This window comes from Rhodococcus sp. UFZ-B548, from assembly GCF_903819475.1.
GTDB lineage: Bacteria > Actinomycetota > Actinomycetes > Mycobacteriales > Mycobacteriaceae > Rhodococcus_F > Rhodococcus_F erythropolis.
Window position 1 is genome coordinate 1 of record NZ_CAIJDS010000005.1, and the last position, 25,810, is coordinate 25,810.

General features: G+C 63.0%; 26 protein-coding genes. 15 read left to right on the top strand and 11 right to left on the bottom strand.

Features of this window, described 5'->3' with window-relative positions:
* Positions 1-261: 261 nt before the first annotated feature.
* Both H7C86_RS07155 and H7C86_RS07160 read right to left on the bottom strand, forming a co-directional pair.
* Positions 262-1,131, bottom strand: a complete 870-nt coding sequence (locus H7C86_RS07155) for an alpha/beta fold hydrolase (RefSeq protein WP_182261313.1) — start codon at positions 1,129-1,131, stop codon at positions 262-264.
* Between the two features lie 76 nt (positions 1,132-1,207).
* On the bottom strand, positions 1,208-2,116 hold the full coding sequence (locus tag H7C86_RS07160) for an IclR family transcriptional regulator (RefSeq protein WP_020970849.1): 909 nt from the start codon (positions 2,114-2,116) through the stop codon (positions 1,208-1,210).
* A 138-nt stretch (positions 2,117-2,254) separates the two neighbouring features.
* Here H7C86_RS07160 and H7C86_RS07165 point away from each other — a divergent pair, with 138 nt between their 5' ends.
* From H7C86_RS07165 to H7C86_RS07175, 3 genes are all read left to right on the top strand, one after another.
* Entirely contained in the window at positions 2,255-3,130 is an 876-nt protein-coding gene (locus H7C86_RS07165; RefSeq protein WP_020970850.1) for a TIGR03619 family F420-dependent LLM class oxidoreductase, read from the top strand.
* Positions 3,131-3,162: 32 nt separating this feature from the next.
* Positions 3,163-3,654, top strand: a complete 492-nt coding sequence (locus H7C86_RS07170) for a nuclear transport factor 2 family protein (RefSeq protein ID WP_003939809.1) — start codon at positions 3,163-3,165, stop codon at positions 3,652-3,654.
* Between the two features lie 128 nt (positions 3,655-3,782).
* Positions 3,783-5,030, top strand: a complete 1,248-nt coding sequence (locus H7C86_RS07175) for an Nramp family divalent metal transporter (RefSeq protein ID WP_182261314.1) — start codon at positions 3,783-3,785, stop codon at positions 5,028-5,030.
* 56 nt (positions 5,031-5,086) lie between these two features.
* Here H7C86_RS07175 and H7C86_RS07180 read toward each other — a convergent pair whose 3' ends face one another.
* Complete coding sequence (locus H7C86_RS07180; protein ID WP_097386848.1) at positions 5,087-6,682, bottom strand: acyl-CoA synthetase; 1,596 nt, start codon at positions 6,680-6,682, stop codon at positions 5,087-5,089.
* A gap of 369 nt (positions 6,683-7,051) precedes the next feature.
* Between H7C86_RS07180 and H7C86_RS07185 the strand changes: the two genes are divergently transcribed.
* The gene (locus H7C86_RS07185; RefSeq protein WP_007729451.1) at positions 7,052-7,990 is read left to right on the top strand and encodes a 3-oxoacyl-ACP reductase; all 939 of its coding nucleotides are present in this window, start codon (positions 7,052-7,054) and stop codon (positions 7,988-7,990) included.
* 27 nt (positions 7,991-8,017) lie between these two features.
* Positions 8,018-8,761: an SDR family NAD(P)-dependent oxidoreductase gene (locus H7C86_RS07190; RefSeq protein WP_019745385.1), complete on the top strand. Its 744-nt coding sequence runs from the start codon at positions 8,018-8,020 to the stop codon at positions 8,759-8,761.
* A gap of 21 nt (positions 8,762-8,782) precedes the next feature.
* Here H7C86_RS07190 and H7C86_RS07195 read toward each other — a convergent pair whose 3' ends face one another.
* Positions 8,783-9,688: an amidohydrolase family protein gene (locus H7C86_RS07195; RefSeq protein WP_182261315.1), complete on the bottom strand. Its 906-nt coding sequence runs from the start codon at positions 9,686-9,688 to the stop codon at positions 8,783-8,785.
* A gap of 125 nt (positions 9,689-9,813) precedes the next feature.
* Here H7C86_RS07195 and H7C86_RS07200 point away from each other — a divergent pair, with 125 nt between their 5' ends.
* The 3 genes from H7C86_RS07200 (at position 9,814) to H7C86_RS07210 (ending at position 12,583) form a co-directional block, all read left to right on the top strand.
* Positions 9,814-10,341, top strand: a complete 528-nt coding sequence (locus H7C86_RS07200; protein WP_182261316.1) for a nuclear transport factor 2 family protein — start codon at positions 9,814-9,816, stop codon at positions 10,339-10,341.
* 4 nt (positions 10,342-10,345) lie between these two features.
* Positions 10,346-11,479: a 12-oxophytodienoate reductase gene (locus H7C86_RS07205; RefSeq protein WP_019745388.1), complete on the top strand. Its 1,134-nt coding sequence runs from the start codon at positions 10,346-10,348 to the stop codon at positions 11,477-11,479.
* Positions 11,480-11,584: 105 nt separating this feature from the next.
* Complete coding sequence (locus H7C86_RS07210) at positions 11,585-12,583, top strand: MDR family oxidoreductase (RefSeq protein WP_019745389.1); 999 nt, start codon at positions 11,585-11,587, stop codon at positions 12,581-12,583.
* 5 nt (positions 12,584-12,588) lie between these two features.
* Here the strand turns inward: H7C86_RS07210 and H7C86_RS07215 are convergent, their stop codons facing one another.
* The gene (locus H7C86_RS07215) at positions 12,589-13,140 is read right to left on the bottom strand and encodes a ribonuclease H (protein ID WP_007729467.1); all 552 of its coding nucleotides are present in this window, start codon (positions 13,138-13,140) and stop codon (positions 12,589-12,591) included.
* A 45-nt stretch (positions 13,141-13,185) separates the two neighbouring features.
* Between H7C86_RS07215 and H7C86_RS07220 the strand changes: the two genes are divergently transcribed.
* The 3 genes from H7C86_RS07220 to H7C86_RS07230 all read left to right on the top strand — a co-directional run bounded on the left by H7C86_RS07220 (position 13,186) and on the right by H7C86_RS07230 (position 15,416).
* Positions 13,186-14,139, top strand: coding sequence for a DNA-3-methyladenine glycosylase (locus H7C86_RS07220; protein ID WP_019745390.1), 954 nt, complete (start codon positions 13,186-13,188; stop codon positions 14,137-14,139).
* 17 nt (positions 14,140-14,156) lie between these two features.
* Positions 14,157-14,807, top strand: a complete 651-nt coding sequence (locus H7C86_RS07225) for a pyridoxamine 5'-phosphate oxidase family protein (protein WP_019745391.1) — start codon at positions 14,157-14,159, stop codon at positions 14,805-14,807.
* 111 nt (positions 14,808-14,918) lie between these two features.
* Entirely contained in the window at positions 14,919-15,416 is a 498-nt protein-coding gene (locus tag H7C86_RS07230; protein ID WP_020970854.1) for a hypothetical protein, read from the top strand.
* A gap of 7 nt (positions 15,417-15,423) precedes the next feature.
* Here H7C86_RS07230 and H7C86_RS07235 read toward each other — a convergent pair whose 3' ends face one another.
* The 5 genes from H7C86_RS07235 to H7C86_RS07255 are packed head-to-tail and all read right to left on the bottom strand — an operon-like array spanning position 15,424 to position 19,538.
* On the bottom strand, positions 15,424-15,813 hold the full coding sequence (locus tag H7C86_RS07235; RefSeq protein ID WP_020970855.1) for a metalloregulator ArsR/SmtB family transcription factor: 390 nt from the start codon (positions 15,811-15,813) through the stop codon (positions 15,424-15,426).
* Positions 15,814-15,873: 60 nt separating this feature from the next.
* The gene (locus H7C86_RS07240) at positions 15,874-17,070 is read right to left on the bottom strand and encodes an acetyl-CoA C-acetyltransferase (RefSeq protein WP_020970856.1); all 1,197 of its coding nucleotides are present in this window, start codon (positions 17,068-17,070) and stop codon (positions 15,874-15,876) included.
* A 40-nt stretch (positions 17,071-17,110) separates the two neighbouring features.
* Positions 17,111-17,563, bottom strand: a complete 453-nt coding sequence (locus H7C86_RS07245) for a MaoC family dehydratase (RefSeq protein ID WP_182261317.1) — start codon at positions 17,561-17,563, stop codon at positions 17,111-17,113.
* Positions 17,564-17,608: 45 nt separating this feature from the next.
* Complete coding sequence (locus tag H7C86_RS07250) at positions 17,609-18,355, bottom strand: GntR family transcriptional regulator (protein ID WP_003940169.1); 747 nt, start codon at positions 18,353-18,355, stop codon at positions 17,609-17,611.
* Positions 18,356-18,386: 31 nt separating this feature from the next.
* Positions 18,387-19,538 (bottom strand): acyl-CoA dehydrogenase family protein, encoded by a 1,152-nt coding sequence (locus tag H7C86_RS07255; protein WP_019745395.1) that lies wholly within the window; start codon positions 19,536-19,538, stop codon positions 18,387-18,389.
* A gap of 200 nt (positions 19,539-19,738) precedes the next feature.
* Between H7C86_RS07255 and H7C86_RS07260 the strand changes: the two genes are divergently transcribed.
* The 3 genes from H7C86_RS07260 to H7C86_RS07270 are packed head-to-tail and all read left to right on the top strand — an operon-like array spanning position 19,739 to position 22,861.
* The gene (locus tag H7C86_RS07260; RefSeq protein WP_113682589.1) at positions 19,739-20,614 is read left to right on the top strand and encodes a CoA ester lyase; all 876 of its coding nucleotides are present in this window, start codon (positions 19,739-19,741) and stop codon (positions 20,612-20,614) included.
* Positions 20,611-21,609, top strand: a complete 999-nt coding sequence (locus H7C86_RS07265) for a MaoC family dehydratase (protein ID WP_113682590.1) — start codon at positions 20,611-20,613, stop codon at positions 21,607-21,609. The genes H7C86_RS07260 and H7C86_RS07265 overlap by 4 nt, the downstream gene beginning before the upstream one ends.
* Positions 21,610-21,640: 31 nt before the next feature.
* On the top strand, positions 21,641-22,861 hold the full coding sequence (locus H7C86_RS07270; protein ID WP_113682591.1) for a CoA transferase: 1,221 nt from the start codon (positions 21,641-21,643) through the stop codon (positions 22,859-22,861).
* Between the two features lie 66 nt (positions 22,862-22,927).
* On the opposite strand, the gene H7C86_RS07275 is transcribed toward H7C86_RS07270, so the two are convergent.
* On the bottom strand, positions 22,928-24,085 hold the full coding sequence (locus H7C86_RS07275) for an acyl-CoA dehydrogenase family protein (protein WP_113682592.1): 1,158 nt from the start codon (positions 24,083-24,085) through the stop codon (positions 22,928-22,930).
* A 195-nt stretch (positions 24,086-24,280) separates the two neighbouring features.
* Between H7C86_RS07275 and H7C86_RS07280 the strand changes: the two genes are divergently transcribed.
* Positions 24,281-25,744, top strand: a complete 1,464-nt coding sequence (locus tag H7C86_RS07280) for an MFS transporter (RefSeq protein ID WP_176450530.1) — start codon at positions 24,281-24,283, stop codon at positions 25,742-25,744.
* Positions 25,745-25,810: the final 66 nt, after the last annotated feature.

The following is a 25,810-nucleotide window of genomic DNA, read 5'->3' on the forward strand; positions in this document are numbered from 1 at the left end:
CGCATCAGCTTGTCGCCCTCGACTCCGTCGGCGCGGATCTCGTCGGCGAACTGTGAGATGTTGTCCAGAACCTGACCCATGATTTTTCCGGCTTTCTGGTTTCGCTACCCGGCGAGTGCCTGGGCAGAATGAAAATCTGTTGGTGAAACGGTGGCAGGTAGCCCGCCGAAGTGCAGAAACGCTTCCCGGTGAGTGGGAGCACCCCCTGTGCGCCTTTTTGGTAGTGGGAGCTACCTAAAAGGCGCACGGGGGCGAAGCCCCTTACTTGGCTTCTGGACGCGTCAGGAATGCCAGAACGGACGCGACCCAGGCGTCACGGGCTTCGATCATCGTCCAGTGTCCGCAGTTGGGGAAGATGTGAACTTCGCCGTTGGGGATGTCGCGCATCGGCAGTATCGCCATGTCCACGGGGCTGACGCGGTCGTCGCGTCCCCAGGTCAACAGCGTCGGCGCCTTGATCTTGTTCAGCTGCGCCCAGTACGGCACGGCGGTCGACGCAGCGGCAGCCGCGCCCATGGCGGCCATGGCCTTGCTGCTGTACATACGTCGGGCGATCTCGAGCGTCGTCGGCTCGGTGGCCAGGGCCCAACGCTCTTCGATGAGCTGCTCGGTGACGACGGCGCGGTCGAAGACCATCGAATGCAACCAGCGGACGAGAGCTTCGCGAGTGGGGTTGTCGGTGAACTCCATGAGAAGTTTGATGCCTTCACCGGGGCCCGGCGAGAAGGTGTTCTTTCCCATGCCGCCGATGGTGACGAGCTTGCTCACCCGGTGCGGTTCGTCGATCGCGACCTTGGTGGCGACGATGCCGCCCATGGAGTTGCCGATCATGTGGACAGGTCCGAGGCCGAGGCCGTCGAGGAACATCCCCACCGATGCCTGCGCCATCATCATCGGGTGGTCGGGGCCGGGATCGCTGACGCCGAATCCGGGGAACTCGAGAACGTAGCAGTGGAAGTGCTCCGCGAAGTCCGCGAGAACGCCGCGGTAATTACGCCAACCCGTGACACCGGGGCCCGAACCGTGCAGCAGCAGGAGCGGCGGGCCGTCGCCGGCTTCGTGGTACCGGAGCACACCGAGATCGGTCTGCAGTTCCTTCAGGGTTCCCTCGTAGCTCAGTTCAGTCGTCATGGTCCGAACGGTGCCATCAGTACCGCTGAGCTGCTATGACTCGTCCCGATCAGCGAGACAAGTCGATCAAAATACGTCAGATCCAGTGGTCGGACGACGCTGCCAGCAGGCGATCCATCGTCTCCGCCGAGAACGTATTGGTCGGAACGGGAGGCGTCTTGCGGCCGCGTCGAGGAGCACCCAGTTCGGGGTACAACGTCCGCGAGACCTCGCGAGCCGCATCGACGACCAGCGGAGCAACTCGCTCGAGCTGAGCGGTCCGCATGTCACCACACAACGCGATGCTGCCGACGGGACCCTCGTGTCCGCGAATTGCCGAAGCCACACATGCGACTCCACGCGCCGACTCCCCGCGTTCGAAAGCCAGTCCCCGACGCTGACGGATGCGGTTCAGTTCCTGATGGAGCACGGCGACGTCGGTGATGGTGTTCTCGGTGCAGCGGGGAAGTGCCGACCCGAACAGAGCGTCGACGCGCTCGGGGTCGATCCATGCCAGCATCGCCTTGCCGCCGGCCGTCGAATGAGCGAGCACTCTGCCGCCGACGCGGGATGGCAGCGCCGCGGCGAATCGTCCGCCGACCTTGTCGAGGTAGACGCTCTCGCGTCCGTCGAGCACCGACAGGTGAACGACCATGCCGGTCTGCAGGTGCAGTTCGTGCAGAAGCGGTGCTGCGGCTTCGCGAATCTGGCTGTGGCCGCCGTCGCCACCACCGAGGCCGAGCGCGCGGCGCCCGAGGCAGTAGCCGAACGATGCGTGATCGACCCAGTCCAGCTTGACGAGCTGATCGAGAATGCGGTGGACGGTGGACCGCGGCAACTGAGTGCGGCACGCGACTTCTTCCAGCGTCAGCCGCGCGGCGCGGCCGTCGAAGGCGTCGAGAATCAATGTCATCCGCTCGACCATCGACGGCGGCAGATCCTTCTTGGGTTGCCCGGCGGCGTTCTGGACGGTGGACAGTGTGTCGTTCATGTCAACGATGGTCATGGACGCCTCCCGAAAACTGGAATTGATTCTACCGACTATAACCCAGGTCACAGTTTCTGGAAAGTGAATCGGTCGTTTCGATCCCGATCAGCGGTAATTCACCCGTCGCCGCGTCGGTGGGAGCGCTATAAACGCCCGATGCACCTGGGAATCGTCACGCCGGTCCTGATTCAGCACCCGAGCACGCGTTCGGAGTGGGAGGCGAGTGCTGACATCGGCGAGATCGCCACAGTGGCTGCCACGGCGGATCGACTCGGTTTCCATCATCTGACCTGCAGTGAACACGTGGCGGTTCCCGAAGAAATTGCCACCGAACGCGGCGGAACCTATTGGGATCCGCTCGCCACGCTGGGTTACCTGGCCGCACGCACGTCGCGGATCCTCCTGGCGACGCAGGTGCTGGTACTGGGTTATCACCACCCCCTCGAGATCGCCAAGCGCTACGGAACGCTTGATCGCGTCAGCAACGGACGCCTGATACTCGGTCTCGGAGTGGGGACTCTGAAACAAGAATTCGATCTCATAAATGCTCCGTTCGTCGACCGAGGAGCACGTGCCGACGACGCTCTGGCAGCACTTCGAGCATCACTGTCGACTCCGACTCCGGAGTATCACGGCGAGTTCTACGACTACTCCGGATTTGTCGTCGAACCCCATGCCGTCCAGAAACGTGTGCCCCTCTGGATCGGCGGCCGGACCAAGAGATCGTTGCGCCGGGCCACCACACACGGCGACGGGTGGGTGCCGTTCGGGCTGCGATTCTCCGAACTGAAGGAAATGCTCGACGCCACGACGCTCCCCGACGGATTCGACGTAGTGCTTCCCGCCGGTGCTCCGCTCGACCCCCTCGGCAATCGCGAATCCGCCCTTCGCGCTTTGACACGCGTCCGTGACGCCGGGGCGACCATAGCCAGTTGCTCGGTCGGCGCTCGAAGCGTCGAGCACTACTGCGAACAACTCGAAGAACTTCACCGAATCGCCCTCGCCGAGGGCTTCTCTTTCACCACTTCCTGATTTGCCGACAATCCAATGCAAAGGACGTACCGATGACCGACTCGACCGCCCTGATCGAATCTCTGCTCGCCCGAGTGGAATTGCTCGAGGACAAGCTCGCGATCACCGAACTGCTGACCACGTACAGCCCTGCCGTCGACAGTGGATCAGCCGACGAGGTCGCGAACCTGTGGCTCGAGGACGGTGTCTACGACGTCGACACCGGCGCGATGCACGGCCGCGGCGAACTGCGCGCGATGGTTCACAGCGCCTCTCACCAGAACTGGATCATGAACGGCGCCGCTCACATGATGACGCCCGCGCACATCCGCATCGACGGCAACAAGGCCGTCGCGACCTGCCATTCGCAGTTGGTCATCAAGGACCCCGAGAACCCGACGGGGTTCAAGGTCCTCCGCATCACCGCCAACCGCTGGGAGCTGATCAAGACCGACGGCGAGTGGAAAGTCGAACTGCGTACCAACGCCCTCCTCGACGGCCGACCCGAGGCCCGCGCTCTCCTGGCCGCCGGGGTGACGGCCTAACCCCCTGTGCGCGGTTAGGGACCCTCTGGGGTCGCTGACCGCGCACAGCTGTTGAAAGTTCGGCTCCCCGAACTCTATAGTTCACATATTCGAACCAACAGGTCCGAGTACGTGTGACCAGGAGACCGATGAGCACCAGTACGCAAAAGCCGACGACTCCGCGCCGACGACCTACGGGGAGATCCATCGCCCTGCTCGGTCCGGCGTTCGTCGCGGCAATCGCGTACGTCGATCCGGGCAACGTCGCCGCCAACCTGACCGCCGGCGCGAAGTACGGCTATCTCCTCATCTGGGTGCTGGTACTCGCCAATGCAATGGCCGTCCTGGTGCAGTACCTCTCCGCGAAACTCGGGCTGGTCTCCGGCAGATCCTTGCCCGAAATGCTGGGTCAGCGCCTGCGTAAGAACAACCGCCGCGCCTTCTGGCTCCAGGCCGAGATGATGGCGATCGCGACCGACGTGGCCGAGGTCATCGGCGGCGCCATCGCACTCAACCTGCTCTTCAACATCCCGCTCTTCCTCGGCGGGCTGATCACCGGATGCGTGTCGATGGTGATCCTGACGATCCAAAGTCGGCGCGGACAGCGCACTTTCGAGTTCGTGGTCATGGGATTGCTGGCCATCATCACCATCGGCTTCCTGACCGGGCTCGCCTTCACCGACGTCTCCGGCAGCGAAGCGGTCGCCGGACTGGTCCCCCGCTTCGAAGGAACCGAGACCGTACTGCTCGCCGCAAGCATGCTCGGAGCAACGGTCATGCCGCACGCGATCTACCTTCACTCCGCATTGGCACGTGATCGCCACGGCCACATCAAACCCGGGCCACGGTTGCAGCGACTACTCAAAGTCACCCGTTGGGATGTCGTCGTCGCGTTGATCATCGCCGGTGGCGTGAACATCGGCATGCTGCTTCTGGCCGCTTCGGCGCTGCGCGGAGTACCCGGCACCGACACCATCGACGGCGCGCATGCCGCGATCGAGAATTCACTCGGTCCGGGTGTAGCCGTGGTGTTTGCGATCGGACTCCTCGCCTCCGGACTCGCGTCGACCTCCGTGGGGTGCGCGGCCGGCGCCGAGATCATGCATGGTCTTCTGGCCATTCGCATTCCGGTGATCACACGCCGAATCGTCACTCTCATCCCGGCACTGATCGTGCTCGGACTCGGCGTCGACCCGACGCTGGCACTCGTGCTCAGCCAAGTGGTCTTGAGCCTGTGCATCCCCTTCGCGATCATCCCGCTGGTGCGAATGACCTCGGACTCCGAACTCATGGGCGACGCGCGCAATGCCCCGTTCACGACCGTCGCGGCATGGATTGCGGCCGGCTTGATCGTTGCACTCAACGTCGCTCTGCTGGTTCTGACGGTGACAGGCTAGAGCACCAGAGCCACCCAACGCGTCCCTCACAAACGCGCTGGATGGCTCCGGCCGGACTAGGAAACTTGCTCGGCGAGAGTGGCCTTGGCCCAGCGATAGTCGGCCTTTCCGCTGGGAGAACGCCTGATCGACGGAACGTTCATGACGGTGCGCGGCACTTTGTACCGAGCGACCTGCGACGCGCAATGCTCACCGATCTCGGCAGCGTCCGGGACGTCGAAGCCTTCGCGGGTCGTGATGACCGCAGCGACGCGCTCACCGAACTTCGCATCCGGAATTCCCGCGACCAGAGCGTCGAGCACCGCCGGGTGACTCTTGAGTGCCTGCTCGACCTCTTCGGGGTACACCTTCTCCCCGCCGGTGTTGATGCACTGAGAACCACGCCCCAGCAGGACGATCGAGCCGTCGGCTTCCACGCGCCCGACGTCGCCGAGCACCGACATCCGCACCCCGTCGATCACCGGGAACGTAGCCGCGGTCTTGACCGGATCGTTGAAGTAACCGACCGGCACGTGACCACTGCGAGCGATGTAACCGGTCTCGGGCGATCCCGGCTCCAGCGGCCGCATCCTTTCGTCCACGACGCGGGTCTCGTCGCGAGCGGCGATGCGCATCAGGCCGTCTTCGCCGATCTCGAGATTGCCGTCGACGCCCGACTCCGAGGAGCCGAATCCGTCGCGGATCACCAGGTTCGGAAGTATCGACTTGAGCTGCTCCCGCAGTGAGAGCGAGAACAAGGCCCCGCCGGACGAGACCATGCCGACCGTGCCGAGGTCGTAATCTGCTGCGTTTGCTGCCAATTCGTCTGCGAGCGGACGGGCCATCGCGTCTCCGACGACGGTGATGGAGACGGCCTTCTCACTCCCGGCGAGCTGCAGGGTCGTCTTCGCGTCGAACCGCGCCATGAGAATTGCGTTGGCGCCCATGAAGAATCCGGTGAACAGCGAGTACGACGCCGCACCGTGCATCAGGGGTGCGGTACTGAGCATGTTCATCGCGGGAACGTTCGGCACCGCGGCGAACAGAGCCTGTGCGGTCGTGTGCGGCGGACCGAACGGATTTCCGCCGGTGAGCGCCGCGAAGTAGAAGTCTTCATGACGCCACATGACACCCTTGGGCATCCCCGTCGTGCCGCCGGTGTAAATGACAAAGAGGTCGTCGTTGCTGCGGGGCGCGAAGTCACGAGTGGCGGGCTGCTCCGCGGCAGCGTCGGCAAATCGAACGACGTCGACGCCTTCGATATCGCGGACGGCTGACTCGCCGACGACAACGACGTGCTTGATGCCGGGCGCGGCCGGGAGAACCGTCTCCACGACGGAAACGAACTCCTCGTCCACGATCAGTGCCACCGACTGCGAATCGTTGTACAGATAGGTCAGTTCGGCGTCGACGTAGCGATAGTTGACGTTGATCGGGACCGCACGAATCTTGAGGCAGCCGAGCAAACTCTCGACGAACTCGACGCTGTTGCGCATGTGCAGAGCGACGTGATCGCCCGGCCCGACACCGACACTCGCCAAGTGGCGGGCAATGCGGTTCGATCCCTCGTCCAGTTCGACGTAGGTGCGACGACGGCCATCGCACACGAGCGCCGTGCGGTCCGGAATCAGATCCGAAATGCCCTCGTACAGATCTGCCAAATTCAGTGACACTGCTGGTGCCTTCCTTGATGTCCGGCCCGGTGAATTCGGGGCCGACCGTACTGCGTTTTCGGTGAGAACTATCCGACCCTGGAGCCGACGAATGCGGCCGAGAACTGAGCGGATCGGTGGTGACGCAAACGCGTACGCGGTGGGATCGCCGCGTCGACCCAAGGTGGCATGCAGCGCTCGTGACCCAGATCACCGCTCCCGCTGAGTGAGACTGCTCCTCAGTTGGTCAAACTTCTGCTCAAAACTAGAACTAATTCTGATCTTGATCGAATGATTTTTTCGGAAAGACTGCCGAACTCTCGACTTCAAATTAGAATGAATACTAATTTTGCTGTACCTACCCGGCAGACCGGATCGAAGGAGCACGACATGACGCAATCACTGAGCTTGGAAGGCAAAGTTGCCGCCGTCACCGGCGCCGGCGCCGGCCTGGGTCGCGCCGAAGCACTCGGACTCGCGGCTGCCGGTGCAGCCGTCATCGTCAACGACATGGGTGCAGCGGCCAACGACGTGGTCGACGAGATCAAGGCCGCAGGTGGACAGGCACTCGCCATCACCGGCGACGTCTCCGACTGGTCGCTCGGCGGGCGCATCATCGAAGAGGCTGTCAAGAACTTCGGATCCTTCGACATCCTCGTCAACAATGCAGGCATCCTGCGCGACAAGATGATCTTCAACCTGACCGAATCCGATTGGGACGACGTCATCCGCGTGCACCTCAAGGGCCACGCCGCCACCTCGCACGCAGCCGCAGTCCACTGGCGCGCAGCCAGCAAGGCAGCCGACGCACCGGTCTACGGCCGCATCATCAACACCTCTTCCGAGGCCTTCCTCTTCGGCAGCGCCGGACAGCCCAACTACTCGGCAGCCAAGGCCGGCATCACCGCTCTGACGCTCTCGAGCGCAGCAGGTCTCTCCCGCTACGGCGTCCGCACGAACGCGATCTGCCCCCGTGCCCGCACCGCCATGACGGCAGAAGCCTTCGGCGAGAACAACACCGGCGTCGTCGGCCTCGATCCGCTTGCACCCGAGCGCGTCGCGACCCTGGTCAGCTACCTCGCATCCCCCGATTCCGACGAGATCAACGGACAGGTCTTCGTCGTCTACGGCAAGATGGTGGCGTTGATGGAAGCACCCAAGGTCGAGAACCGTTTCGACGCAGCCGGATCCGCGTTCACCGTCGAAGAACTCGGTGGTCAGCTCTCGTCTTACTTCTCCGGCCGTGGGCCGTACGAAACCTACGCTGCCTACAGCATCGCCGGCCTCGAAAAGATCGCACTTGCAGTCGACGAGACCGCAACAGTTTAAGCAGCACTTACGAAGAGGAGCGTTTTCATGAGGTTGAACGGCAAGGTAGCGATCGTCACCGGCGGCGCCGGTGGAATCGGTCGTGCCATCACCCGAGTCTTCGCCCGTGAAGGCGCGAAGGTCCTGTTCGTCGACATCAACGACGAGCAGGGCCAGGCCCTCGAACAAGAACTGGCCGGCTCCGGCAAGTTCCTGAACGTCGACCTTGCTGCCGCCGGTTCGGCCGAGCAGATCCGTGACGCCGCGCTCGAGGCTTTCGGCAAGCTCGACATCCTGGTGAACAACGCTCACGCATCCCGTCAGGCTCCGTTGCTCGAAACCACGCAGGACATGTTCGACCTGTCCTTCAACACCGGTTTCTACCCCGTTGTCCACCTGATGCAGGCGTGCCACGACGAACTCGCGAAGACCAAGGGTTCGGTCGTCAACTTCGCATCGGGTTCAGGTTTGGACGGAATGCCCACCCAGACGTCCTACGCTGCGGCCAAGGAAGCTGTGCGAGGCCTGACGCGCGTCGTCGCCAACGAGTGGGCGCCGGAAGGCATTCGGGTCAACGTGGTCTGCCCGTTCGCCGCCACCGAAGGCGTCGTCAAGTGGCAGGAAGCCTTCCCCGAGCGCGCAGCCGCATCGGTTGCCAAGGTACCTCTCGGACGCATCGGTGATCCCGAAACCGACATCGCTCCCGTCGTGGTATTCCTGGCGAGTGAGGATTCCAAGTACATGACCGGACAGACGTTGATGGCCGACGGCGGCAGCATCAAATTGCGCTGAGCGAAATACTTCTCGGTGGGCTCAGCTCACCGAGAAGAGTTTCGCAGCGTTGTCGTGCACGACGGCTCGCAGCCATTCGTCTCCGAGATCGAAGCGCGTAACCGCTTGCAAGGCTGCGAGATACGGGTACGGAATGTTCGGGAAGTCGCTACCGAACAGAATCCGGTCCTGCATGTCGACGAGCCGTGATACGTCCGCCTTCGGGAAGGCACACTGTTCTTCCGTGAAATCGGTGAACGCCATGGTCGTATCCAGGCGGACGTTGCCGTAAGCCTCTGCCAGATCGAGGAATTCGCTGTACTCGGGCATCCCCATGTGGGCGACGATCAACGACAGGCGCGGGTACCGTGCGAGCAGCGAAGCAATGCGATCAGGTCCCGTGTACTCCCCCGGCGCCGGTCCCGATCCACAATGGATCACGATGGGCGTCTCGGAGTCCTCGAGCTGACCCCAGACCTTGTCGAGCAGAGGGTCGTTCGGGTCGTAGTTTCCGACCTGGATGTGGGACTTGAAGATTCGCGCGCCCGAATCCAGGGCCTTTCCGACGTACGACGCCGCCGACTCCTCGGGGTAGAACGTGGCCGTGTGCAGGCAATCAGGTGTTTGCGCGGCAAATTCGACAGCCCACTGATTGAGCCACTCTGCCATCGCGTGCTTGTGCGGGTAGATCATCGACGTGAAAGCCCGGACACCGAACTCGCGGAGACGGTGTACCCGCTCCTCCTCGGCAAGTCGGTACGCGATCGGCCATGGTCGACCGATCATCGGTCCCGCTGAATCGAAGTAGCCCCACACCTTGTCCATGACGCTCTTCGGCATGAAATGGGTATGGACGTCGATCACGCCAGGAACACCCAACTCGCGCCAGAAAGCCCGAACCTCGGCGATCTCCTCCGGTCCGGTTGATGGGACCTCTTCGGTACACACGTCTGACACCCCTTTCGTTCGCTCGACCATACCGAGTGCCGTCGCGCTCACCGGGACAGGTCGTTGACGGCCCGCGTTGAGCACCCGAATGTGAACCCATCTTGCCGATCACCGTTGGAGGTTGAATGTCTCAGGCCGAGTCCGAAGTGGGATCGATCAGTGCCGTCGAGGAACTGCTCGCAATCGAGGAAATCAATCGTGTCTTCGCCGCGCGCCTACGCTGCATGGACACCAAGCAGTGGCACGTCTACCCAACCCTGCACACCGCAGACGTCGTCAGCGAGACGTGGGGCGGACTCCCGACAGACAAGCAACCCAAGACCGGTGACACCTCGAACCAGGTAGTGGGCATCGACAAACTCACCGCGGCAATTCGGAACATGCTCGACGGCGACATCCCCCTCACCACGGCGCACCACGCACACACTCCCGAAATCGTGCTGACCTCACCCACCACCGCAACCGGTATCTGGGCGATGGAAGACATGCTGTGGTGGAACGACGGCGAGAAAGAACTACACCTGCACGGCTACGGCCACTACCACGAGGAATACCGCAAAGAAGACGGCAAGTGGCTGATCAGCTACCGAACCCTCACCCGGCTCCGTGTCGACCAGGACCCCGGATTCTTCCGATTCATGAAAGCGCTGTGACGAAGTGACCAACCCGCTGTTTCAACCGCTCCGCATCCGTTCGCTCGAATTGTCCAACCGCATAGTCATGTCGCCGATGACGCGCACGTACTCCATCGAGGGCGTGCCTGGCCGCGACGTCGCCGACTATTACCGCCGACGCGCCGAGGGCGGTACCGGACTGATCGTCACCGAAGGCGTCGCGATCGATCACGAGACTGCTGTCGACCACGCCAACGTCCCCAACCTCCACACTCCCGCTGCTCAGGCCGGATGGCGGAAGGTAGTCGACGACGTGCACGCTGCGGGCGGCAAGATCGTGCCTCAGCTCTGGCACGTCGGGCCTCTGTGGGGCGCGATGACGCAGATGGACCCTTCGCTCAAGCCGATGCGTCCCTCGGGCGAGTGGGGTCCGCTCGGCGTCACCTCGTACTCCGCGGCCTACGTCGAACGCGCGCAGGCGAGCACCGAAGCGATGACCGAGCAAGACATCCAGGACGTCATCGACGCGTATGTCCGTAGCGCGAAGCACGCCGTCGAACTCGGCTTCGACGGTATCGCGATCCACGGCGGTCACGGCTACCTCCTCGATTCCTTCTTCTGGGAGGGCACCAACCAGCGCGACGACGCGTGGGGCGGCGACCTGGAGCGTCGAACCAAGTTCCCGGCCGCCGTCGTCGCTGCGATCCGCGCGGCCATCGGACCGGATCTGCCGATCATCTACCGTTTCTCGCAGCACAAGCAGCAGGATTTCACCGCGAAGATCGCGGAGACCCCCGAGGAGTTGGGCGTCATCCTGGGCGCGCTGGTCGACGCCGGAGTCGACGTTCTCGATGCCAGCATCAGGCGCTTCGACGTCCCCGCCTTCGAAGGCAGCGATCTCTCGCTGGCCGGTTGGGCGAAAAAATTGACCGGCGCCGTCACGATGGCCGTCGGCAGCGTCGGTATCGGAAAGTCGCTGCGGGACAGCCGCATCGAAGGCGTCGCCCCTGTCGTCGACAACATCCCACAGCTCGAGGAGCGCATCGGCAGTGGAGAGTTCGATCTGATCGCGATCGGCCGTCTCCACCTCGCCGATCCGGCATTGGCGACAACCCTGCGCGACGGTAGTCCGCTGCCGGCATTCGATCGAGCGGTGCATGAGGGCAGCTTGATCTAGGGGCTCCGCCCCTGTGTTGATCTAGGGGCTCCGCCCCTGTGCGCCTTTCCGGTAGTTCGCACTACCAAAAAGGCGCACAGGGCCGAAGGCCTTTATGTTCGACCCATGACTACTTTCAACGCCTGGGTCGCCCGCGAAAGCGACGGCACCATCGACTTCGCCCCCGAAACCGTCGACGAATCCTTCCTCCCGGCAGGTGAGGTCACCATTCGCGTCGAGTATTCGAGCGTCAACTACAAGGACGCGCTCGCGGTCACGCCGAAAGGCGGGGTGGTTCGCGAGTACCCGATCGTCCCCGGCATCGACGTCGCCGGCGAGGTCATTGCCTCCGAGTCCGACGCATTCGCCCCGGGAGACAAGGTCGTCGCACATGGCTACGAGATCGGGACCGCCCGCAACGGCGGCTACGCCGAGATCGCCCGTTTGCCTGCCGAGTGGGTCGTGAAGCTCGACGGCATTTCCACCGCCGACGCTGCTGCGATCGGCACGGCAGGATTCACCGCAGCCATGAGCGTCCAAGCCATTCTGGCCAGCGGAGTGAAGCCCGCCGACGGTCCCGTCCTGGTGACGGGCGCGAGCGGCGGAGTCGGCACCGTCAGTGTCGACCTTCTGGCAAGCGCGGGCTTCGACGTGGTCGCCTCCAGCGGCAAGCCAGGCGCGGCAGACCTTCTGACGTCACTCGGTGCGTCTTCGGTGATCGGCCGGCTCCCCGAAGATCCAGACGCCAAGCCTCGCCCGCTCGGAAAATCTCAGTGGGCGGCGGCGGTCGACTGCGTCGGTGGGAAGACCCTCGCTCACGTTCTGAGCACGATCAACTACGGCGGTGTTGTGGCCGCCAGCGGATTGACCGGCGGCGCCGCGCTGCCTACGACCGTGCTGCCGTTCATTCTCCGCGGAGTCTCACTGCTGGGCATGGACTCGGTATTGATGCCGATCGAACCCCGTCGCGCGCTGTGGGCCCGTCTCGGCTCCGACTTGGCCCCACGTCATCTGAAGGAGATCACGAACCTCGTTGCCGTCCGCGACGTCGTCTCGGTGATCGATCAGGTACGCGAAGGCAAGTACACCGGCCGGGCGCTGGTTCAGGTTGCCGACGGTTTCTGAACCGCTCAGAAAAGTGTGAACAGATCTGCCGGTTCTTCGGCCGTCGTGGACTTCTCCTTGTAAGGGGAGTTCACGGCGGTCGGTTCCTTCTTCACCGGGGCAGCAAGCGGGACCGATGCGATGTCCCCCGAGACGATGGCGCGTGCGGCTTCGCCGGCCAGCTTGTCTGCCATTTCGTTGTAGTGGTTGCCGACGTGCCCGCGCACCCAACGAAAGCGCACCGGACCGACCCGATCGGTGATGGCTCGGTCGATGCTCTGCACCAGTTCCAGGTTCTTGACCGCCCCGCCGCTCGCGGTCTTCCAGCCCTTGCGCTTCCAACTCGGCAGCCATTCCGACGCGCACTTGATGGCGTACTGCGAGTCGGATTCGATGAGCAGAGGATCAGCACCGGGATGGGCGACGACGGCCTCGAAGAGCGCACGCAACTCGGCAATCTGATTGGTGCCGGACGCTTCTCCGCCGGACATGCTCGGACCCTCGTGATTGACCCACGCCCAGCCGATAGCCCCGCCGGGGTTTCGCAGACAGGATCCGTCGGTGCTCACGATGATCATGGCTCGGACAATACGTTGCGCCACCGACACACGCCTTAACGGAGGATGGACGGTGGCGATACGCTGACCTCGATGACGCCGCTATCTCCGGTCGACGAAGTCACGGTGACTTCTCAGCGACCGCTCGATGCCGCGCTGACGCTCAGCCCGCATCAGCGCGGACCCGGCGACCCCGCACATCGACGGTCAGCCGACGGAGCGATCTGGCGAGTTTCCCGCCAACTTTCGGGTCCTGTGACCTACCGCATCACGCAGTCGGATCGCCATACGGTCCGGGTACAGGCCTGGGGTCCCGGCGCCACGGAATTTCTGACCGGCGCCGAAGCTCTGCTCGGTCTCGACGACGAGGCCGAAGATTTTGCGCCCGAGCATCCCAAGCTCGCCGAAGCTCATCGACGCTTCCCTCATCTGCGCATCGGCCGCACCGGACGCGTCATGGAAGCCCTCGTTCCCGCGATCCTCGAGCAACGCGTCCACGGCATCGACGCGTTTGCCGCATGGCGCCGGCTGCTGACCAAATTCGGGGAGCGCCCACCCGGCCCCGCGCCCGACGGAATGCGAGTTCCACTCACCGCGGACCAATGGCGACGAATGCCGTCGTGGGAGTTTCATCGCGCAAATGTCGATCCCGCGAGATCCAAGACGATCGTTCAGTGCGCTCGGGTCGCCGACCGCCTCGAGCAGGCGTCATCGTTCCCCAGGGCCGAAGCGACCAAACGATTGCGAGCGGTGCCCGGCGTCGGGATCTGGACTGCCGCGGAAGTGGCTCAGCGCGCCTTCGGCGATTCCGACGCACTCTCGGTCGGCGACTACCACCTCGCTGCGGTCGTCGGCTGGTCGCTCCTGGGTGAACCGATCGACGACGCCCAGATGGTGCAGTACCTCGCTCCCCTCCAACCGCATCGATACCGTGCCGTGAGGCTTCTGCAGGTCAGCGGCCAAGCCGTCAAACCCAAGTTCGGTCCGCGAACTGCCGTTGCCGACCACCGCTGGCACTGAGCACCAGGAGATAAAGAATGTCGACCCGATACGCACACATCGCCTTCTCCCCCGCTGCGGTGGAGCGTCAGCGGTCGACCGGGAGTTTCACCGTCTACGGTTCAAAGCTCGATCAGCCCGACGAAGGTCCGATGGAATTCGATTTCCGCGCTCAGGGATTCGTGAAATCCGTGGATTCCTTCTTCATGTCCACGGTGACTCCCGACGGTTGGCCGTACGTCCAACATCGCGGCGGCCCGCGCGGATTCCTGCATGTGTTGGGCCCGAATCGAATCGGATTCGCCGATCTCCCCGGCAATCAGCAGTTCGTGACGCTCGGCAATCTGGAAGAGAACAATCGCATCTCGCTGTTCGTCATCGATTACCCGACGCGAACGAGATTGAAGATCTACGGGCGTGCACACGTGATCGAAGCGGACGAGGACCCTGAACTGCTGCAACAACTCTTGCAGGTCCCCGGCGGCACCATGACAGCAAAAGCGCAGCGCTCCATCGTCGTCGAGGTCGAAGCGTTCGACTGGAACTGCAGTCGAAACATCACACCTCGCTTCGACAAGGAGCGCATGGACGAATCCCTCGCTCTGGCACGCCAACCCCTGCAAGCCGAGGTCGATCGGCTTACTGCCGAGGTCGAAGAATTGCGCGCGCGGTTGTCGAAAAACGAATGAGACTGGGCGGTTTCAGGGCACCCGGAGTCGGGTAGCCACCAAACACGGCCCGTCGCGCGGAGACGACGGGTCCCGTTGTGCCCGAGGAGGTCCGCACGATCGATCCAGACGGTGGAGTTCAGGCTGACGAACTGCACCGCCACCATTCACGACTGGTTCCACACAGACAGATTGGCCGTCCCCATGAAACTGTCCCGAACTCTCACCATGTCCGTACTCGTCGTCGCCGCTGTCGGCGCCGGAGCCGGCACCGCGGTCGCAGCGCCCCCGAATGCGGGCTTCGATCCGTCCCAACCCCTATTGACCCCGACCGCCGAGTCGAACAGCCAGGCGGCGTTGATGCTCTTCCCCGGTAACGATCCGAAGCAAGCCGCGTTCGACACGATGGCCAACGAGGTCAATATCGGCTGGAACAACGGCGGCGTGCAGTCGACGCTCATCGGAGCCAACCTCGGCGTCGGAATCGGCTGCCTGTCGATCTTCCCGAACTTCATCGCCGGCTGCATCGTCGGTGGAGTCATCGGCACGGTTGCCGGAGTCGGCGCGGGAATCACCAATGGAAACCCGAACGCTGCGCCGGCCGTCGAGAAGTTCTTCGCGACTCCTTGAGAGACGCTCAGCTGTGCGTGTGCCCGGGGGTGGGTGACTCGTCGTGAAAATGTGTGGCGCCGATCGAATGCAACAGCTGGTGAACGGTGTCGTCCGCCAGTTGGTATCGCATCGATCGGCCGTCGCGCGTCGCGCTCACCCACCCCTGGCTACGCAGTAGCCGCAGCGCATGTGAGACGGCTGTGCCGCTCATCCCCAGCGCCACGGACAGATCCGTGACGCAGATACCCGGTGCGTGGTGAAGGCAGAGCAGCAGACGCAGACGGTTGGCGTCGGAGAGAAGCTCGAAGCGACCGGACCAACTGGTGACATCGAGACCCTCGAGTGCAGCCCTGGCGCGACGAACATCCTCGACGCTCAGCGCGCCACTGGTGTCTGCTGCGCCTGCATTCGTCAACCGACTGCCTCCGTAGAACTTCCGATCCCCCGCCGCAAGTGTACCCAGAAGCGAACCTCGTCAGGCAGACTCCACCACGGCCGCCATGCCCTGGCCACCGCCGATACACATGGTCAACAGCGCTTTTCCGCCGCCGCGACGGCCGAGTTCGTGAAGCGCGGTTGTTGCCATACGCGCACCCGTCGCTCCCACGGGGTGCCCGAGCGAGATGCCGGAACCGTTGACGTTCAGTCGATCGAGGTCCTCGAAACCCCATTCCTTCACTACGCCGAGAACCTGGCACGCAAACGCCTCGTTCAGCTCGACCAGATCGAAGTCGGCAAAGCCTGCCCCTGTGCGAGCAAACAGTTTCGAGACGGCGGCAACCGGTCCGAGGCCCATCAGCGCCGGTTCACAACCGGCCGCGGCCCAACTGTCGAGGAACCCGATGGGTTCCAGCCCCAGCTCGTCCAGACGATCCTCGGCGACCACCAACATCGCTGCCGCAGCGTCATTCTGTTGGCTGGCGTTACCGGCGGTCACGACGCCTCCCTCGGTCACCGCACGCAGCCGTGCCAGGGTTTCGAGTGAGGTATCAGGACGGATCCCCTCGTCAGCACGAAACTGTGTGACGTTCCCTTTTCGATCCGTCAGTTCGACGGCGACGATTTCGGCATCGAATCGGCCGGATTCTCTTGCCAGTGTAGCTTTTCGGTGACTCTCGACGGCGAAGGCGTCCGACTCTTCCCGCGTGATCCCGCAGCGTGTCGCGACGTTCTCGGCCGTTTCGATCATTCCGCTGATCCGGCCGAATCGCCACTCGGGTTGCGAGCGCTCTCGACCACGATCGAGGCGGTCGAACAGTTGCAGCCCACCGGATTTGGTGCCCCACCGCGCTCCGGTGGTGTAGTGCTCGATCCCGCTCATCGATTCGACGCCACCCGCGAGAACCACGTCGGCAGCACCCGTCTGGACCATCATGGCCGCGGTAACGATGGCCTGCAGACCCGTTCCACATCGGCGATCCGTCTGGAAGCCGGCTACCGAAATCGGCAACCCGGCCTCGAGCGCCGCCCACCTTCCGATGCACGGTGCCTCCGAATTGGCATACGACTGCCCCATCGCGACGTCGTCGATGCGGGACGGATCGATTCCGCTACGACGCACGGTCTCCTTGACGACAGTGGCAGCCAAACTTTCCGCAGGCACGTCACGAAGTGCCCCTCCGAAACGGGCCACCGCGGTTCTGACCGGCGCGACCAATGCTGCTCGTTTCACAACTGACCTCGAATCTCGTTCTGGAAGAATGGAAAAGGATTCAGGAGACCAACAGGCGCACGGTATCCGCCACCAGCGCAGGTTTACCTGCTCCTTCGATTTCGATCGTGTACCGCACGACAATCGTCGCGCCCTTCGCGGTGCGCTCGAAGGAAAGAATCTCCGCACCTGCCCGCACCGAAGAACCGACCTTGACCGGTTCGGGGAATCGCACCTTGTTGCTGCCGTAGTTCACGGTCATGGAGATTCCGTCGACACGCATCACCTGAGCGCCGAGCACCGGCAACAACGAAAAAGTCAGATAGCCGTGGGCGATGGTGCCGCCGTAAGGACCCTGCGCTGCGCGCTCGGGATCCACGTGAATCCACTGGTGATCCTCGGTGGCGTCGGCGAACTTGTCGATCCGATCCTGTGTGACCGGAAACCACGCGCTGTAGCCCAAGTGCTCACCGACAGCCGTCTCAACTTCGTCGATTCCGTTGAAAATTCGCATAGTTCTCTCCTGAAAGGTGTTGAACAGCAAAGAAAACCTGCAGCGCTAATGTGCGCCGCGGCGCAGCGTCACCCGATAGGTGTACTGCTCCGGCAAGAAATAGCTCACCGACAACTCGTTGGCAACGCCCTGCGCGTTGGAGTACAAACGGTCCACCCGCAACATGGCGTGGCCGATCTCGCAATCGACGTCCCTGGCAACGTCTGCCGTTGCCGGGGACACCGTGATCGATTGTGCTGCTTCGACAATCGGACTGTCGATCAGCGGTTCCAGCAGACCGATCACCGTATTGGCGCTCACCGCACCGGCCGCCATGGCGGGCAGGTCGATGATCTGCCGAGCTATCGCCTCCGGCAGATGCGCCGTCGTCTGCACGAACGGAACTCCCTCGTGTATCCGTCGGAAGACCACGGTGTACACGACGTCGGTGTCGAGCCGAAGTCGACTGGCCGCCTCGATGTCCACGCGCCGTTGCAGCGGTGACACCACTTCCATCGTCGTGTCCCGCGAAAGGTTCATGAGATCTTCGATGGATCCGAGATGACGGAGGTAGCGGCCGCTGTTCTCGGTCACGAAAGTTCCGCGCCCGGGTACTCGGTACACGATGCCCTCGGCAACAAGATCGTGAAAGGCTCGGCGGACCGTCTGCCGACTCACGCCGTGATGCTGCGCCAGTTCGGATTCGGTGGGCAGTTGAATGCCGTCGCGGTAGGTACCGGCAGAGATCTGCTGACGAAGCTCACGAGAGAGGCGTTGGTACGCCGGCTCCGTCTCTCTTTCCTTACCGCTCATAGCGACATGATCCTACTTGCTCACCGGTCCGTCACAGACCGCCGCGGGCAACCAGCTGCGAAACGATCACGTTGCGCTGAATTTCGTTGGTTCCCTCCCCGACGATCATCAGTGGTGCATCACGGAAATACCGCTCGACGTCGTACTCCGTCGAGTAGCCGTAACCGCCGTGGATGCGGACGGCGGACAACGCGATTTCCATCGCCACTTCGGAGGCGTACAGCTTGGCCATGCCTGCCTCCATGTCGCACCGCTCGCCGCTGTCGTACATCTGCGCCGCGTGCCAGGTCAGCTGCCGCGCGGCCGTCAGCTTCGTTGCCATGTCGGCGAGGTAGTTGCCGATCGACTGGTGCTTCCAGATCGGCTGGCCGAAGCTCTCGCGCTGCTGCGCGTACGCAAGTGAATCTTCGAGTGCGGCCGTGGCGACGCCCAGTGCACGGCAAGCCACCTGGATACGGCCGGTCTCGAGCCCCTTCATCATCTGCCCGAAACCCTTTCCGGGAGTACCACCCAGAATGGCCGACTCGGCGATGCGGTAATTGTCGAAGGACAGTTCACAGCTCTCGACGCCCTTGTATCCGAGCTTCGGGAGGTCGCGGGACACGGTCAGGCCTTCGCCGTGCTCGACGAGAACGATCGAGATGCCCGCATGACGAGGGCTTGCGCTTGGATCGGTCTTGCACAGCAAGGCGATCACGCCGGATCGGCGGGCATTGGTGATCCATGTCTTGGCGCCGTTGACGACCAGATCTGTGCCGTCGCTCTTGGCATTGGTTGTCATGGCCTGCAGATCGGAACCACCGCCGGGCTCGGTGAGGGCCATCGTTGCCCGGATCTCGCCGGTTGCCATTCGCGGCAGGTACTTCACCTTCTGCTCTTCGGTACCGAACAGCGAGATGAGCTTGGCGACCACTGTGTGTCCACCCATCGCTCCTGCCAGGGACATCCATCCGCGCGACAGTTCCTGCGTCACCTGCGCATAACAGGGCATGGACACCGGCGATCCGCCGTACTCCTCGGGAATCGCGAGGCCGTAGATCCCGATCTGCTTCATCTGATCGATCCACTTCTCGGGATACTCGTTCGCGTGCTCCACCTCCTGGACCGTGGGCTTGACCTCTCGGTCGACGAACCGGCGCACGGTTTCGATCAGGAATGTCTCTTCGTCGTTGAGCTTGAGCATGAATCCGCCTCGACTTGAAATAAGTTTGTACGGCCATATTTCGATATTGTTCGCGCAATGTCAATACCGCGCCTTGACATCGATACGCAGCAACTGCCAGCATCGAGGCAGTTCGCTGCACATCAACGCCGTTCACGGCAGCACATCTATTTCGCAACTGGCCGTACATTTGATCACCAGATCGAGGTAATCGACACACTATGGACGAGAACCACTACCGCGCGACCAGACGCCGCGCGTCCCTGGTCGCTCCGGGTTCAGACGAGCGCAAGGCCCGCAAGGCACTCTCTTCGAACGCAGACGAGGTGATTCTCGACCTCGAAGATGCCGTCACTTCGGCGAACAAGGACCTTGCGCGAACCCTCGCGAGCTCCTTGGTGCACGAGTTCGGCAGGGCGCGCACCATCTCGGTCCGAATCAACGGCCTCACCACGCCATGGGCCCGCGACGACCTGATCGCCTGCGGCACCCTCGGAGAATCGCTGACGAGCGTGATCGTCCCTAAGGTCGAGTCCGCCGACGAACTCCTCGAGGCCGAGCGCATCCTCTTCACTGCCGGTGGGCACCACACCACCCTGCAAGCCCTGATCGAAACTCCGCTCGGCGTCCAGAATGCCGACTCCATCGCCCGCGCGACTCCTCGTCTGCAAGCCGCGATCATCGGATACGCCGATCTCGGTGCAGCGCTGGGTCGCTCACGCTCCGCACTGCCCGAACACTGGCTTGCCGTCCAGGACAGAATCCTGATCGCCTGCCGCGCAGCCGGCGTCGCCGCCATCGACGGACCCTTTCTCGGCATCACCGACGACGACGCCTTCCGCCGCGCCGCGCACTGGACCAGCGCTCTCGGGTTCGACGGCAAATGGGTCATCCACCCGGCGCAGATCGACTCGGCCACTACCGCATTCACTCCTTCGGACGACGCCGTCAATGACGCCAGACGGGTGTTGACCGCACTCGAAGAAGCCGAAACCCTGGGTTCCGGCGCCGCCCAGCTCGACGGCCAAATGCTCGACGAAGCAGTGGCCGTGGCAGCGCGTCGTACGCTTGCCCGAGCCGAAGGAGTCACCGTATGAGCGAGCACTACGTGGGCGGACCGTACTTCGACGAACTCACCCACGGTCAGATCTTCGACGAAGCACCAGCGGTGACGTTGACCAGTGGACTCGCCGCCTCCCATCAGTCGATCCTCGGTGACCGCATGCGCTTGCCTCTCGACGCACACCTGTCGTCGAGCGTCACAGGTTCCGCTGCACCAGTGGCGAATCCAGGACTGGTCACCGACGTCGCCATCGGCCAGTCAACCGTGGTCACACACCACGTCAAGGCAAACCTCTTCTACCGCGGACTGCGATTCCACCGTTTCCCGGTACTCGGTGACACCCTGTACACGCGCACCGAGGTTGTCGGTCTACGCGAGAACTCGGCCAAGCCGGGACGCGGCGCCACCGGACTTGCCGCGCTACGGATGACGTCCGCTGATCAGAATGGCAACACGGTCCTCGACTTCTACCGCTGCGCCATGCTCCCCCTGAGCCCCGACCCGATCGAGACGAGAACTCGCCACGCCGACGACCTCTCCGTGATCGGTCCGTCCGAACCTGCGCCGTACGTATCACCTGACGGCTGGGACCTCGACATATATCGCGAGAGGGTACCCGGCAGGCACTTCGAGTCGGATATGGTGGGCTCGGTATTCCGTAGCAGCGGCGACGTCGTCACCAGTGCACCCGAACTTGCCCGGCTGAGCTTGAACATCGCAGCGACGCACCACGACGATCGCGTCGGCACCCACGGTCGCCTCGTCTACGGCGGCCACACCATCGGAATTGCACTTGCCCAGGCAACTCGCGCTCTGCCCAACGTGGTGACGGTTCTCGGATGGCACTCGTGCGATCACACCGGGCCCGTTCACGAGGGCGATACCCTCACGAGCGAACTGCACGTCGAAAGTTCGTCGCCCCTCGAACACGGAACCGCAGTGCAACTGCGTTCACTCGTGTTCTCCCACAATGCTTCTGCAACACAGACTCCGGTTCTCGACTGGCGTTTCACCGTGTTGATGGCATGATCGCACACTCTTCTATCACGGAGGACCACAGATGACTCAGACTTCAGGCCCGCTGTCCGGGCTTCGCATCGTCGAGGTCTCGAGCTTTGTCGCCGCGCCCCTGTGCGGACTGACTCTCTCCCAGCTCGGCGCCGAGGTAATCCGGATCGACCCGATCGGAGGTGCCTCCGATTACAAGCGCTGGCCCGTCACCGACACGGGTGAAAGCATCTACTGGACCGGACTCAACAAAGGCAAACGGTCACTGTCAGTGGACATGCGCGCCGAGCGCGGCCAAGAACTGATTCGCCAACTGGTCACGGCTCCGGGACCTGGCGGCGGAATCCTGGTCACCAATGCCGGCGGTCGCACCTGGATGAGCCACGACTCCCTGGCCCAGTTGCGTAGCGACGTCATCACCCTCGAGGTTCTCGGACGCCGCGACGGCAGCCCCGGGGTCGACTACACGGTCAACGCCGCGTTGGGATTTCCACAGATCACCGGCCCCGCCGACTACGCCGGAGTTGTCAACCACGCACTGCCCGCCTGGGACGTCGCCTGCGGGCTCTATGCCGCCCTGTCGATCACTGCCGCTGTGCGCCAACGCGACTCGACCGGACACGGCACGCAGATCACGCTGCCACTCGAAGACGTCGCATTGGCCACCGCGGGAACCCTCGGCTACCTCACCGAAGTACAAGTGAACGGTCGCAGTCGCGAGTCCGGCGGGAACGCCGTCTACGGCACGTACGGAATCGATTTCGTCTCCAGCGACAACGAACGGTTCATGATCGTTGCACTCACTACCCGCCATTTCCGCGACCTTGCGTCGGTCACCGGCACCACGGCGGCTGTCGACGCCGTCGAAGGTGCCCTCGGAGCGGACTTCTCCACCGAAGCGGATCGCTACCGTCATCGAGAGGTACTCACTGCTCTGTTCTCACATTGGTTCCGGGAACACAGCGGCGCCGAGATCGCTGCAGCGCTGGACACATCGTCGGTTCTGTTCGAGAGGTACCGCAGTTTCGAGGAAGTGGTGAATTCCGGTGAACTGGAGAACAACCCAATGTTCTCTGCACTCGATCAGCCTCGAATCGGAAGTTATCTGGCTGCCGCGAACCCAGCCTCGTTCGACGGCGCCCACCTGAGCGCCGGACCGGCCTCCGAGGTCGGCGGCGATTCGATTGCGGTGCTCGCGGATGTCCTCGAAACCACTGCTGATCACGCTTCGGCACTGATCGCGGACGGCATCGTCGGCGTTCCGGCGAACTGATCTACCTGGAACATGTTTTCGGCCTCGGAACAAATGTTCCGAGGCCGAAAACATGTCGAGAGTGCGTCAGAGACCAAGATCCTTCGCGATGATGGTCTTCATGACTTCACTTGTGCCACCGTAGATTCGTGTGACACGCGTGTCTGCGTAAAGACGCGCGATGGGATACTCGGTGATGTAGCCGTACCCGCCGTGCAATTGGAGGCACTTGTCGATCACTCGACCTGCTGCCTCGGTGCAGAACAGTTTCGCCTTCGCGGCGTCGGGAATCGTCAGAGTGCCGCGGTCATGACATTCGAGTGCGTTGTCGGACACCAGCTGGATGGCATCAACCTCGGTAGCACATTCGGCCAGAACGAATTTGGTGTTCTGGAATGCCGCGACGGGCTTACCGAACACCTTGCGGTCTTTGACGTAGTCGATGGCAAAGCGAAGCGCTGCACTGGCAGTGGCGGCCGCTCCGAAAGCGATGGTCAACCGCTCCTGAGCCAGGTTGTGGGTCAGATAGCTGAATCCGTCGCCCTCTTCTCCGAGCCGGTCCTCGACGGGCACCTGTACGTCGACAAACGAAAGCTCCGCAGTGTCGGAGGTCTTGAGACCGATCTTGTTGATCTTGCGCCCCACCGAGTATCCGGGCGACGACGTGTCGACCACCAGGATCGACAACCCGGTGCGTCGGTTCTCCGCTGTGCTCGGCGCGGTGCGGCACACTACCAGGACGCGATCGGCAAGTACCCCGCCGGTGATGAACGTCTTGGAACCATTGACCACGTAGTGCGTACCGTCCTCCGACAGCTTGGCCGTCGTCGCGATGTTCGCCAGATCCGACCCTGTTCCCGGTTCGGTCATCGCAATCGCGAACATCAGATCACCGGAGGCGAAGCCCGGCAACCAGCGGCTCTTCTGCTCGTCGTTCGCGTACTCGAGCAAGTAGGGCAGGATCAGGTTCGTATGCACCGACTGCGAGCCGAAAGACGCCCCGGCGGCAGCAACCTCCTCGGCGACGACGACGTTGAACTTGAGCGACTTCTCGCCGCCTCCGCCGTATTCCTCCGGCACCTGAATTCCGAGTACGCCAAGCTCTCCGAGTCGTCGGTAGAAGTCACGGGGCGGGTGACCGTCCACTTCCCACTTCTCGTGGACCGGGGTTACTTCCTTCGCGATGAAATCGCGGACGGTAGCCCGGAATGCCTCGTGATCCTCGTTGAACACGGTGCGCTGCATGTATGAACTCCAGTCGGTCAAGGGAACAGGGTGATCCTGATCTCACCTTGCCTCAACGTTCCGTATTCGATCCAACACTCATCGGCTATGCGTCCGATAGGGCGTACCAATATGGCCTGACCTGCGATACATAGGCAACCGCTATCGTTCCGATCATCGACGCGACATTGCTCAAAGTGATCCAGAACACGTTGAATGGGTCAGCCGGCAAACACAACACCACCGATCGCTTCGAGGCCGCGCTTCGAGCACGATCGCATCCGCCCACCAGTCTCGAAGGGACGCCACGTGACCCCCATCGCGCCACAGCGTAACGACGTCCAGCCCGAAGCAACAGCAACGCCAGATTCGTCAGCAGTCCCCGTCTTCGGTACCCGCAAGCGTGCGTGGACGATGACCGGGCTCGTCGTCTTCCTCTACATCGTCAACTACGCGGACAAAGCAGTCCTCGGAATCATCGCTCAGCCCCTCGCTCGCGAGCTCGGACTGAAGTCTTCGCAAATCGGCATGGTCGGCTCGCTGTTCTTCCTGATGTTCTGCATCGGCGGATTTCTCGCCGGACCGCTCAACAAGTACCTGACCCTACGTTGGGCTCTGTTGATCCTGGCCGCAATCTGGTCCGTGGTCATGCTCCCCCTCGTTCTCGGTGCCAGCCTCGCGATGTTGATCGTCTCGCGCATGCTCCTCGGATTTGCCGAAGGCCCCAGCTCGGCGCTGATGCACACCGCCGCGTACTCGTGGCACCCGCCGGCCAAGCGCGGCCTTCCCGGTGCAATGCTCGCCGGATCCGCCTCCGTCGCGAAGATCGCCCTCGCGCCCGTACTGACCTTCATCGCCGTTCACTACGGCTGGCGCGCAGCGGTTCTCTCGCTCTCTGTCCTCGGACTCGTGTGGATGGGTTGCTGGCTGGCCGGTTGGTCCGAAGGCCCGTACACGAGCAAGGCCGTCAAGGCGACCAAGACTGCAGATACAGAAGCAACCGAGGCGACCGGGACGGCAACGAAGGCAGTCACCGAGCCCAACGTTCCGTGGCGCAAGATCCTGCTCTCCCGCACCTTCGTCAGCTGCTGCTTCCTCATCGCCACCATCTACGCACTGACCACCGTCGTTCTCACCTGGTTGCCGTCGTACTTCGAGGTCGGCCTCGGATACAGTGCGATGCAAGCCGGTTCGATGTTCGCACTGCCCTCGATCGTCGGCCTCGTCCTCATGATCACCTCCGGTTCCGTCACGGACAAGTTGATCGGCCGCGGCTTCACCTCTCGCACGGTTCGCGTCATCGTTCCCTGCGTCGGCGTTCTGATCTGCGGATCGATTCTCCTGTTCCTGCCACAGATCTCCACTCCCATCGTCGCTGTCGCCATGGTCTCGATAGGCTACGGATTCTCGGCAATCACCTTCCCGCTCATCAACGCTGCGATCTCCGAACTGTGCCCGCCGCAGCAGACTGCAGGCACCATGGGATTCTTCCTCGCCATCATGTCGATCGGCGGCCTGATTGCTCCCTACGCAACGGGAGTCATCGTGGACAACGCAGCAACCCCGGCCGACGGTTACGCCCAGTCCTTCCAGGCAATCGGCATCATCGGAGTCGTCGCCGCGGTTCTGGTCCTCGTCTTCGCCAATCCCGAGCGCGATCGCAAGCTCATCCGCGGCTGAATGCTCCACGTATAGCCATTCGCTAACAAAGCCATTCACCGAAAGACATTGCCGGGTCGACCCGCT